The 12088-nt window shown below is 45.6% G+C and carries 8 protein-coding genes and 1 pseudogene; 3 read left to right on the forward strand and 6 right to left on the reverse strand.

Annotated elements, in window-relative coordinates; genetic code table 11:
* Positions 1 to 126: 126 nt before the first annotated feature.
* The 4 genes and pseudogenes from IEW93_RS17190 to IEW93_RS17205 all read right to left on the reverse strand — a co-directional run.
* A pseudogene (locus IEW93_RS17190) lies at positions 127 to 2829 on the reverse strand (conjugal transfer protein TraG N-terminal domain-containing protein); the annotation flags it as partial.
* Between the two features lie 3 nt (positions 2830 to 2832).
* Entirely contained in the window at positions 2833 to 4221 is a 1389-nt protein-coding gene (locus IEW93_RS17195; RefSeq protein WP_029628494.1) for a conjugal transfer protein TraH, read from the reverse strand.
* Positions 4222 to 4223: 2 nt separating this feature from the next.
* Positions 4224 to 5168, reverse strand: a complete 945-nt coding sequence (locus IEW93_RS17200; protein ID WP_125891652.1) for a thioredoxin family protein — start codon at positions 5166 to 5168, stop codon at positions 4224 to 4226.
* Between the two features lie 262 nt (positions 5169 to 5430).
* Positions 5431 to 5634, reverse strand: coding sequence for a tyrosine-type recombinase/integrase (locus IEW93_RS17205; RefSeq protein ID WP_188740536.1), 204 nt, complete (start codon positions 5632 to 5634; stop codon positions 5431 to 5433).
* On the opposite strand from IEW93_RS17205, the gene IEW93_RS17210 reads away from it, so the two are divergent.
* Complete coding sequence (locus IEW93_RS17210) at positions 5540 to 6463, forward strand: arsenic resistance protein (protein ID WP_188740512.1); 924 nt, start codon at positions 5540 to 5542, stop codon at positions 6461 to 6463. The genes IEW93_RS17205 and IEW93_RS17210 overlap by 95 nt on opposite strands.
* Positions 6464 to 6680: 217 nt before the next feature.
* On the opposite strand, the gene IEW93_RS17215 is transcribed toward IEW93_RS17210, so the two are convergent.
* Both IEW93_RS17215 and IEW93_RS22065 read right to left on the reverse strand, forming a co-directional pair.
* Positions 6681 to 8075 (reverse strand): ATP-binding protein, encoded by a 1395-nt coding sequence (locus IEW93_RS17215; RefSeq protein WP_011919302.1) that lies wholly within the window; start codon positions 8073 to 8075, stop codon positions 6681 to 6683.
* Positions 8065 to 8286, reverse strand: a complete 222-nt coding sequence (locus IEW93_RS22065) for a helix-turn-helix domain-containing protein (RefSeq protein ID WP_229706709.1) — start codon at positions 8284 to 8286, stop codon at positions 8065 to 8067. Before IEW93_RS22065 ends, IEW93_RS17215 begins: the two co-directional genes overlap by 11 nt.
* 176 nt (positions 8287 to 8462) lie before the next feature.
* Here IEW93_RS22065 and IEW93_RS17225 point away from each other — a divergent pair, with 176 nt between their 5' ends.
* Both IEW93_RS17225 and IEW93_RS17230 read left to right on the forward strand, forming a co-directional pair.
* Entirely contained in the window at positions 8463 to 9674 is a 1212-nt protein-coding gene (locus IEW93_RS17225; RefSeq protein ID WP_188740513.1) for an IS256 family transposase, read from the forward strand.
* 230 nt (positions 9675 to 9904) lie between these two features.
* Positions 9905 to 11965, forward strand: a complete 2061-nt coding sequence (locus tag IEW93_RS17230; RefSeq protein ID WP_188740514.1) for a heavy metal translocating P-type ATPase — start codon at positions 9905 to 9907, stop codon at positions 11963 to 11965.
* Positions 11966 to 12088: the final 123 nt, after the last annotated feature.

Consider the following 12088-nt stretch of genomic DNA (forward strand, 5'->3'; position numbering starts at 1 on the left):
CGCCACTGTTCAAAGTTAGCGAGGGTGTTAAGGAGTTTATCTGGCATCATTGTGACCGGGTTGATTTAGTTACAATGATTAAATCAGGTTAATTGAAATAAGTTGAGCTACGCTGCCGTAAGCTCACTCTATACCAGACAGATTGGTTTGGTAAGCCGATTGAGCTGCGTTGAACTGAGTTTGAACTGTTGCTGCATCCTCGTAGCCGCCCAATACACCCGATTCAACTTGGCTTTGAGTACCACCAAAAGTAGGTGCAGTTGATGACAAGCCTTCATTTGAGCGCGGCTGAATTGATCGTAAATCGGCTCCGGTAGCCATGGCCATAACAGTCATTGCTGCTTGATAATCATTGTCCCGTTCAGCGGGCGTTGAAGAATTGCTATAGGTTAAAGACTCCATAGCTGCGGCCACATACGCCTGATTATCATCAGGTAACAAGCGCTGATACATTGGAAGGTTTTCACGTAATCGGTTACCGGCTTCAACATGCTGGTTCATATAGCGACCTAAATAATCCATGACTTCAGGATTATCCGCCGCTAATCGGGTTAACGTCGCACCATCAGTATTTCTTTGTCCTGATAGACTGTAGCTGGCCTGATCAAGCTCACTAAAGCGGTTTGATGCCGTGACAACGTCTTGTGCTGAACTCTGAAGAGACTGATAGTCTTGGTTAGACAAGGACATCTCAACGCCAGAACGTCTTGAATCTGAAAGGTCCTTAACCATTGCATCGCGATACTCAGCACGTCGTGAATCACTTGATGCCAAGCTTTGCATCTCCCCAGTGAGCGTATTTGCGGTCGTAGATCGAGAACTGCCTTCTGATGACTCAACTTGGCCACTAAAGTTACCACCTAGATCCAACCCAGCTCGTAACCGTGATATTTTTGGCACTCTTGAGGATTCAGGCTTATCGACTCCAGGCAAGCTACCTTGTGGGGAGTCATTCCCCCCTGTACCAAGTAATCTTCCCAAGAACCCTTTGTCTGCTACTTCTTTATCACCGGTATTTGTAATAGTTCCATCGCCACCGACCCTTAGGCCTCCCGATAACACGCCAGATACCAAGCCACGTACAGCGTCTTTTTTATCGTCTCCGAAACCATACCGTGTTTGCAGGTCATCAGTAACCTGATTAACAACGGCGCTAGATGCGGAATTAGAAGAACCGATCTGACGTCCAACCGAAGAAAGGTTGTCGTAACTTAGCTTTTCACCAAAAGTTCGACTCATGGTATTGCCAACCTGACGACTAAAGGCTTGAGTTGCCTGAGTCATGGAATCTTTTGCAGAGCCGACCATTGAACCCACTGCGTTTCCGACAGAGAAACTGCTTAGTAAGTTTGACGCACCGGTCATTGCAGAACCAGTGAGGGCTGAATTTTGGAACATTGACTGTGATTGCATCACCGGGGCATTTTTTGAGACATCTGGACTAGCCAGCTTTTCATCAATGGCATCGCCGTTTTGAAGACGTCCAGCCAAGTGGGTTGCGGTTATTGCTGAGCCATACACGAGCATGAGCGAAATTGCCGGAACACTCGACGCCAACATGCCGCCAGTAGCTATCCAGGTTTGCAGCACTGAATCCATCTGCATCATCCCAGCAAAAGATGGCACTTCTGTACCTGCAAAGGCATCAAGAGCCGACATTTTCCCTGCAACGGTTAAATGAATATACAGGTTAATGATGGCCATGACAGGCATCCAAAGTTGAATCCAAAGCAGGATTAACAAGTACTTCCCGGCCATTCGCATCCCGATTTGGCCAAGGGCTATCACAAAGGCCATCAATGGGGTGATGGCGTAAATGAAACCCTCAAAAAACGTCATCATCGGACGAACAATGCTTTGGAACAGGGTCTGCTCCGCCGCCCATTGCGTATTGCGCTGCTCAATTGCTTGGTTAACCATAACGGCTGCGGTGAAAGCTTGATCATCCATATACTTGCCCGTCACGCTTTGTTCATAAATAGGCAAAAGCACTGACGCGGTCATGTACTCTTGGGTGTTAACCGAAGCCAAACCAAGGTTATTCAGTGCATTTCGGATCACGTCATCAGTATCCGTTGCTGACGAAGTCCCCAATGAGGCTGACAAAACCTGTTTAAGCCTTGGAATGAAGGTTGATTCTGTCATGAGTTTCAGCTGGCTATAGGCATCGGTGCAGTCCAAATCACTACTGCTACCACTTAGCATGATGCGCGTGCCATAAATGCGCGAATCAAACCTAATCGCAGTCATCGGGTTAGGATCACTTAGCACCTGATCTAGGTTCTTTTGGCCTATGTCGATGCCAATCAAGGTGCATTCTTTGATGTAGTTAAACCACGATTGTTCGATATCTGAGCCACCGACACGATTTGCATCACCCAACCCAGAGCGATCCATCACCTGTTTTCTCACTTTAATCAGTGACTGTAAACTGGATGCAAAGCCGTATTCCGTCATGGCGGGAGTTGAGAACGCCGTTTCAAACAATCGCGTGATTTGAAAGCCAACAGTCGAAATCGTACTGCCTGCGGCAGCAACACCGATGGGCACATTATCAACCACTCGAACTTGTCCCGTGTACGCATCCTCAATGCTCACTCGGGTACTGGGTCCAAACATGGTTGCAAAGACTAGCCATGAGACTAAGACGTGTTGAAAGTTAATCCCACGACCACCTTGCATTAAGGCCTGAACAGAGACCATCAATACCCCAATGAGCAAGCCAATGCGAACCATTGAAGTAAAATCGCCTGTACCAGTGATCATCGCGACAGCGTTCAGGACCTGCTCTAAAAAAGCCGAATCCCCGATGGAATAGATTTCCCACATGACCTATTCCCCCAGCGCCGTAGATTTAACGGTGTAATAACGCTGTTTGCGAATGGTCTGAATCACCTGGTTAAAATGCGCCAGCAATTCTTGCTCTGAGCCGTATCTTCGCTGCAACGCAGCGTACTCCTCATTGATTTGGCGACGTGCACGTTCAAGGTCTTCGGTTAACAACTTCGCATAGGCATGATCTTCCACACCAGATGTGCTTCTAGCTGCGTTGAGCATGTCTTCAACCAATGCCCGGGCCATCTCAACAGCAATAAATGGCGCAGCTCTTGAAGCAAACGACCTAGCAGCCCCTTCATTTAATGCTGAAAGTGTTCGAATCATGCCGCCAATGCTTGCAGGAGCCGAGGTCATAAAAGCCTTTTCGGTGGTGCTAGCTGCCCCAGTATTCCGAGCAAACTTAAATATAATGCCGTTACTAGAACCTGTACCAAGAAGTAAATTTTCGACCTGAGTTGATAACCCGGTTAGGGTCACGTTAGCGATTGTCGGATTTAGACAGCCGTCTTGTGTCACTGTGTCACATCGGTACATAGCGACGTTACCGCCATGAATTAGATGCTCAATAGTCACTTTATTGCCATTCAGTCTGGTCAGTTTTGGGGCTTTACCTTGACCATCAGCCGCATTCGCTAAATCACCAACGATGATCGAGCCAGTCACCGACATAACCGCTTCAAGAAAACGATCATCCCCCGATGCAAACCAGCTTGATGCCGAGTGACGTTTCAGTGCTCGCCAGACCAAGTTACCTTTAATCGTTTTGTTCACATCAGATGCCGCGACACTTGAAGCATTCTCATAAGGGTTCTTACCGTTGGACTCACTCCAACTGGTAAAAACGTCTCCAGCCCCTTTGAGAGAGCTCAACATGCTGGCTTCTGTTTGCCCCTTCTTACCAAAAGCAGCCAGAGTATCGTTCACGACTCCCTGAGCCATTTGACAGGAATTGCCAAAATACTCGTTCAACTGCTGGATTTTCTTTTGCAGTGTCTCCATGTGCTGGGAGCATTTCTCACACATAGCACTGAGCGCCAATTGGAATGCGTACCCCTTGGCATTTGCCGCTACAGAGCGAAGTAATTGAACAAACTGATCCGCGTTAACAAATGACAAACTTCCAGCGAACATATCAATGCCGCCACAACCAGCTTGGAATGACGGAGGCACCATAGAGACGAGGTTTTCGTTCATGATCCTGTTACGAACAACAACACTTCCACCAGATATAACGCCACGCCGCTGACTCTCGAATACACCAGGCGCAGTGGTGTTGGTCATTGAACCAAACAACTGATTCATCTCCTGTTGCAAGCTTGCTTGGCTCATAGATGAAAAACCAATCGCACAGGCGATTAGCGATACTTGGAATACTTTTTTCATCGTTATAACCCTCCTTGTGCACGCAGATAGCGAACAAGGAACTCAGGGTCCTGTAATATTTTTTCGTTAAGCTCTTGGGCTGACATCGCGAGTGAAACGCCGGGCTGAACAGGTCTGGTGGCATAGTAAGTTTGATCGTCAATCCAACCGGCTTGATGGGCTGCAAGAATGATTCGATTATTGAGCTCATCAAGGCTCATTGCGCCCTGGCCAATCGGAGTGATGACATTAGGCGGGTCAACTAAGAAAACCGCAGGAACAGTCGTAACGGACAAGGATTGAGCTTGTCCTGAATCGACTTTGTAATTTGGAAATTCTCCACTTGGTAAAGGCAAGCCATCGACAGCAATAGCAAACACCTCAAAACCGTAGTTCAAAGCCATGGATTCGATGATAGGCGCTTGAGCATGGCAATAAGGGCAATCCGAACGATAGAAGAAGAACAAGCCAGCCCGTTTTGCTACTTCACCTAAAGCAACATCCCGTTGAGCGCCAGCTTCTCGATCCATCCGATTGGCAGCATAGGTCGCCAAGGGTCTACGACTGATTTCATCCAAAACAGGATCGCCCATGACAACCTGCTGACTAACATCAGCAAACTGTGAGCCCTTATCCATCATGACTCGCTGGAGATACAGATAGGCTCTGACATTCTCATTCGTCGGCTCATCAATTGCCTTGTCCATGAACGACTGCATGTGCTCTCGGAACCATGCGGCACTAAAAGGCTTTAGTTCGCTCTGACTGGACTCCACGAAACCAGCTTTCGGCTCTATCAGCTCATCAGGCTGCTCAGGTTCAGGAATAACCTGATACCAAAACCAGCCTTCCTGACCACGCTGATAGAATTGCCCATCACTAGCATGGGCGGGCAGGATGAATAGAAAGAAAATAATGATTGGGATGGTCACCCATAGGATGAACCAAGGGAACAAGGGGGTTCTCATTGTCAGCTCCAGAAAATTTCATAGAGCTAACATGCTAATGATCCCGGTAAGAGCGATTGGCCAGATAGATGAATGAATCGTATGTGTTTCTGACTAGCTGTTGTGACCAGTAACAGTAACAACAGCTAAATTTAACGAGCCAAATTTATGATTGGACCGCTTTGAGCGAAAAGCAGAGATTCAGCACTTCAACACAATCCGCATGCGAATGACCGCTTTTACCGCAAAACCGGACATGAAGCCCGGTTTATTTAAAACGAAATTATCGGTCTATAGGGCTAATTGTCCCTGATGAATGTTGACCGATGACATGTGTATATATTTGAGTTGTCTTCAAATCCGTATGCCCTAACAGCTCTTGAACTGTACGAATGTCTGTTCCCGCTTTTAAAAGCTGCGTTGCGAAAGAGTGCCTGAATGTGTGTGCGGTACTGGAGCAGGCGATTAATCCGGCACTGGCTTTGATGCTATTCGTGACCTTCCTGCAAGTGCCGCTATCTGATCTAAGACGTGCATTTACACATGTGCGGTTTCTGAGTGCGTTGCTCGTCACCAATTTTCTGATAGTTCCGGTGCTCGTGGCCTGTTTAGTGCCGTGGTTACCTGACGAGCCGTTGATCAGGCTGGGTGTTTTGTTTGTATTATTGACGCCATGTATTGATTACGTCGTTACTTTCTCACATTTAGGGCGTGCTGATGCCCGGTTATTGTTGGCGGCAACGCCAGCATTACTGGTCATTCAAATGCTGTTGTTACCCGCCTATCTTGGATTGTTTCTCGGTGAGGCGGCCGCAGAGCTGATGCAAGCCGCTCCGTTTATTGACGCGTTCATATGGCTGATAGCCATCCCGTTCTTGTTAGCCGCAGTGGTTCAATACTGGGCGTGCCGTCATACAAGCGGCGAACGAGTTTCCGCTGTACTTGGATTATGGCCAGTGCCAGCTACAGCATTGGTACTCTTTGTTGTGATCGCAGCTTTTATCCCTCAACTTGAAACGACAATTGACACTACATTGCAAGTAGTCCCGGTCTTTATTGCTTTTGCAGCCACAGCGCCCCTGATAGGTTGGGCGGTTTCACGTGCGTTTCAGCTTGATATTCCAGCGTCCAGAGCTGTCGCTTTTAGCGCGGGTACACGTAATTCACTGGTGATCCTGCCACTGGCGTTGGCTGTCCCTGGCGCTATCCCTGTGCTGCCGGCAGTGATCATTTCTCAAACCCTGGTGGAGCTGGTCAGTGAACTGATTTATATCCGCCTCATCCCCAGATTTTCCGGAGGGAATAAAGTGTTGTAACTATGGCGGAGCAAGACGCAGCTATAAAACAGTGTGCTTCGACTCGAAGCATTCCCTAAACAACAGCTTCTCAATGAGGTCCTTTTTTCAACGCAATACGACACTATGAAGATATGACCGTATATTGAAGGCCATTTATAACTTTTTAATTTATAATCAACATTTTTAAATCAATTGTTATTAAGGATTTAAATGTTTGATGGCATAACAACAAATGTTAACTCAGGTTGTTCGGTACCTTTAACTCCACAATAAACTCTTCGTTATTACTTACTCGATACGTCAATTCTATTTGATGTAAATCGATTATTTTCCGAACGATTGACAGGCCCAAACCGGAACCCTCAATGTCTTGGTTCGCGGCATGTCGGAAAAAACGTTCACCAAGACGGGGCAAATCTGGTGTTGGTTCAGTTGAGATGAAATTTCGGATAGTAATTTTACAAAACGTCAATTCTTCTTCAGCATTCACTTTGACCACAGAGCCTTTTTGGGCATATTTGGCTGCGTTATCCAGAAGATTCCGTAATACACATTGAAATAATGCAGCTTCAACGAGTAACTTGGTGGCCGAATCAACCTGTATATCCCAACTAACATTATCCAGATATTTGCTTTCAATCTGCGCCATGGCATCAGAGAGGACATTCAACAATACAGTTGGCAGAAACCTCAATTGATCCAGATGCTCCAGTTTTTGTATTTCCATCAACTGGAAGACCAGATGAGAGAGCCGCTTTGTGCTTTTTTGAATTGCCAGATTAGCGTTTAGCATATCTGCAGGCGACTTTGCTTCAGACAGGTTGTCAGTATGGAGCTGGAGTATGCTCAGCGGGGTTCGCAGCTCATGTGAAGCATCCGCAATGAATCTCTTTTCTTTGATAACATATTCTTTCAATTCTGCCAGTAAAGAATTTATCGCATGCTGAAAAGGTTCAAGTTCTCTGGGTAGTTTCAGATCCAGTTGTTTCAAGTTGTTCGGACCTGTTTGAGATAGTTTTATAGATAAAACCTTAATCAGGTTGGTGCCCCAATATACCGCAAACCAAACCAGCATTAGTATTGGAATAAGTGCGATGCAAAGTGGGATCAAGTGGTCAAGCGCCACATGGACACTCAATTCATCGCGAAAATCTTCACGTTGAGCAGTGAATATCCAGACATCGAGATCGGCAGCGAATAGACTAAACCCGATCCATTCATGGTCGTCATACTTTATAACATGATATCCCGCTTCCATCGGTTGCATAGGAAGGGGACCTGCATTCGCCGAACGAAGAAGAAGTTTGCCATCTTGACGCCATACTTGAACTGCAATTTTACTTTCGTACTTGTGGCCTTCGAGCGTGCGTTCCTGCGCAGTTGTTGTCTGTGCATCGTCTTCCATAATGCGGGGGACTTCAATAATAGTATTTGGATCTGTGACACCGGATGGCTTTTCCAAAAGAAGATGACGAACCAGTCTCGCGTATTGAGCAAGTTGCGCATCAAAAAGCTCATCCAGTTCGTGATGAGTGCTGTAAAATGTGCTAACGCCTGTGATGAGCATAAATAACAGGATAACCCCATTGATGCTCAAGAGCAGGATACGTCGTAAACTTCTAATTCTCATCGTGGCTCTTTAGCATGTAACCAAAACCCCGGACTGTTTTAATTATATAAGTCGCTGTTTTCTTTCTGATATTGTGGATATGTACTTCTAAAGAGTTACCTTCATTATCGCCATTCCAGCCCGTATTAATCTCCTCTAAGTGTTGTTTAGATAAGATTTTTCCAGGATGCAGCATTAACTCTTTAAGTAACAAAAACTCCCGAGTTGTCAAATGAACTCCCTTATTCCGGAAGCAGCATTTATGGCTTTGAATATCCAATGTGAGCTCATTACTGATCAGTAAATCCTGCTGCCGTTGTTGATGTCTTCTATGTACAACCCGAAGTCGAGAGTATAAAAAAATCTGTGTAAGTGGCATTCTATCCATGTATTTGAAAGGAATAAAGAATGCCAGTATCAGACCAGCTTATCGACCAGTTATTAGCTGACTACAAATCCCCGGAAGACCTGCTTGGTGAGCAAGGTATCCTTAAGCAGTTGACCAAAAAGCTTGCCGAACGCGCCCTTGAAGCCGAGATGGAGCAGCATCTAGGTTATGCCAAACATGATGCCGCCGGTAAAAACACCGGTAACTCCCGCAACGGTAAAAGTCGTAAATCAGTGCGCAGTATTCACGGCGATATTGAGCTTGAAACACCGCGAGACCGCAATGGCAGCTTCGAGCCTAAGCTCATCAAGAAAGGCGAGAAACAGCTCGGTGGCTTTGATGAGCGAATTGTCTCCCTGTATGCCAGAGGTATGTCAACCCGCGATATTCAGGCCCACTTTGAAGAAGCCTATGGTGTTGAAGTCTCGCCGACGTTTATCTCTCAGGTCACCAATGCCGTACTGGACGAGGTCAAAGCCTGGCAGCAGCGGCCATTAGCATCGGTATACCCGATAGTCTATCTGGACTGTTTGGTTGTGCGCAGCCGCGATTCCGGCAGCATCCAGAACAAGTCTGTCTACCTAGCCCTTGGCGTAAACACCGATGGCGAGAAAGAGTTGCTGGGCTTATGGATAGCGCAAACCGAAGGTGCCAAGTTCTGGCTCTCGGTGATGAACGAGCTGAAAAATAGGGGCGTGGAAGACATCTTCATCGCTTGCGTTGATGGCCTCAAAGGCTTCCCGGATGCGATTGAAGCCGTTTACCCTAAAACACAGGTGCAACTATGTATCGTGCATCAAATCCGCAATAGCCTGCGCTTCGTCAGCTGGAAAGAGCGTAAAGCTGTTGCAGCAGACCTTAAAACTATTTATGGCGCAGCAACCCTGCAACAGGCAGAGCAGGCGCTGGAGCAGTTTGCCGAAACCTGGGATAACCAGCATCCGAGCATTAGCAAATCCTGGCGCGATAACTGGATAAGGCTGAGTGTGTTCTTCGACTATCCACCGGAGATACGCAAGGTCATATACACCACCAATGCCATCGAATCGCTTAATGCCAGCCTGCGTCAGGTCACCAAGACCAGAAGGTCATTCCCAAGTGATGATGCGGTGCTGAAGTTGCTATATCTGGCTTTACACCAGATTGCTAAAAAGTGGACAATGCCACTACGAGATTGGAAGCCAGCCATGACGCAGTTTATGATCATGTACGGTGACCGAGTATCGTTATGATAAACAGCCACTTACACAGAAAATTTTATAGTCTCTAACGTGAACTATGAGATTTGGATAAGAGTCTCAGTTAACTAGCAAATTGACGGAATCATCGATCTTTAACGTTCACCTGTTGAATAAAATGTTAATGTCTTTGAACTAGCTCAATACTCTCGAAATTAAAATTAACCCTAGAAAACTAAAGCGCTAGACTAGCTTCATAAATTTTAATCAGTTAAGGAATCGCTATGGACCATCAACATGTATATGACGCTCAGGGAAAGCAGCTTTGCTGTACGCAAGAGGAGAAAATTAATATGGCTGCGGACAATCTAATTAAACACAAACATGCTAACAACAGCTGTTGCTCTACGGATAGCCATAATGATCATAGTGATGACGATGGACATAACCATGATGCCGATAGCGATAGCAATGTGAAGTTGTTTTTACCACCAGCGATCAGTCTGATAGCTTTATTGATTGCTATTGCCCTCGATAATTATATTCCACAATCCTGGTTTACTGGTTGGGTTCGAATCGGTTGGTACATAGCTGCTTACCTACCAGTAGGCGTGCCGGTAATCAAAGAAGCAATCCAAAGCATTATGAAGGGAGAGATTTTCTCCGAATTCTTTCTTATGAGTATTGCGACCATCGGAGCTTTCATTATCGGTGAATACCCTGAAGGTGTTGCAGTAATGCTTTTTTACTCTGTTGGGGAAGTATTCCAGACCTTGGCAGTAAAGAGAGCAAAAACTAATATTAAAGCGTTACTAGATCAGCGCCCAGATGAAGTGACTGTGATAGACGGGAATAGAACTACAGTGCGTAAAGCAGCAACTGTAAATATTGGAGAAATTATTCAGCTCAAAGCAGGTGAAAAACTTGGATTAGATGGTGAACTTCTGTCCGATAAAGCCTCATTTAACACGGCAGCTCTTACTGGTGAAAGCAAACCGGATAGTAAGAGCAAAGGTGAAAGTGTTCTCGCAGGTATGATTAACCTCAACACGGTGTCACAAGTAAAGGTTACTACTGCATACACAGACAGCAAGCTTTCACGAATTTTGGAACTCGTTCAAAATGCCACTGCGCAGAAAGCTCCAACAGAATTATTCATACGCAAATTCGCCAAAATCTACACCCCAATCGTTGTAGCGCTTGCGATTTTAATTTGCGTAGTACCGTACTTCGTTGTAGATGCCTATGACTTTAATCAGTGGCTTTATCGAGCATTGATATTCCTCGTGATCTCCTGTCCGTGTGCATTGGTCATCAGTATTCCGCTAGGCTATTTTGGAGGAATAGGTGCGGCAAGTAAAAACGGCATTTTATTCAAAGGAAGCCATTTCCTCGATTCAATTTCAACAATACAAAATGTAGTAATGGATAAAACAGGAACCATGACTGAAGGTGTATTTAAGGTACAGGATGTACTGATTCAGGATGGTTTTGATCGTGAAGAAATTTTGCGAATGGTAAATGTATTGGAGAACCAAAGCACTCATCCGGTCGCCACAGCTATACACGAATACGTAGGAGAGGTTGATAGCTCAATTACACTTTCCAATGTTGAGGAAATCTCCGGGCATGGATTGAAAGCGGAGATTAATGGCAAAGAATTACTAGTGGGCAATTTCAAGTTATTGAATAAATTCAATGTCTCCTACGATGTAGACCCGGCCAAAATTGTTTATACCGTCATTGCGTTTGCTTACGATAATAAGTTTGCTGGTTACCTCACCATCGCTGACAACATAAAAGAAGATGCCCAATTAACCGTAGATACACTAAAGGAACTAGGTATCAATATTACTATGCTTAGTGGCGATAAAAATACCGTTGTACAGTTCGTAGCGCAGAAACTGGGAATCCCAAATGCATTTGGTGATCTTCTCCCCGAGGATAAAGTCGACAAGGTAAAAGAGTTAAAGGGAAAAAATGAAACAGTTGCATTTGTGGGGGACGGCGTTAACGATGCGCCTGTGGTCGCGCTAAGTGATGTTGGAATTGCAATGGGCGGGCTTGGGAGTGACGCAACTATCGAAACAGCAGATGTGGTAATTCAAGATGACAAACCCAGCAAAATTCCTACAGCTATTGCAATTGGTAAACAAACCAAACGTATAGTTTGGCAAAACATATCTTTGGCATTTACTGTAAAAATAATCGTATTAGCCCTTGGTGCTGGCGGAATGGCCACCATGTGGGAAGCAGTATTTGCAGATGTGGGCGTTGCTCTACTCGCAATTGTCAACGCGGTACGAATTCAGAAAATGCAATTTCATCTAGAATCGAAATCATAAAATTAAAAAAACCCACTTCGGCGAACGAAGCGGGTTTAATTTATTAGCCTGTAGTTATTAGGGCTTGTTGACGTTTCGAGATTAAATTTTGTTCGCTCTGGCGGCGTTGCCGGATTATGGCAT

This window comes from Shewanella inventionis, assembly GCF_014641855.1.
Classification (GTDB): domain Bacteria; phylum Pseudomonadota; class Gammaproteobacteria; order Enterobacterales; family Shewanellaceae; genus Shewanella; species Shewanella inventionis.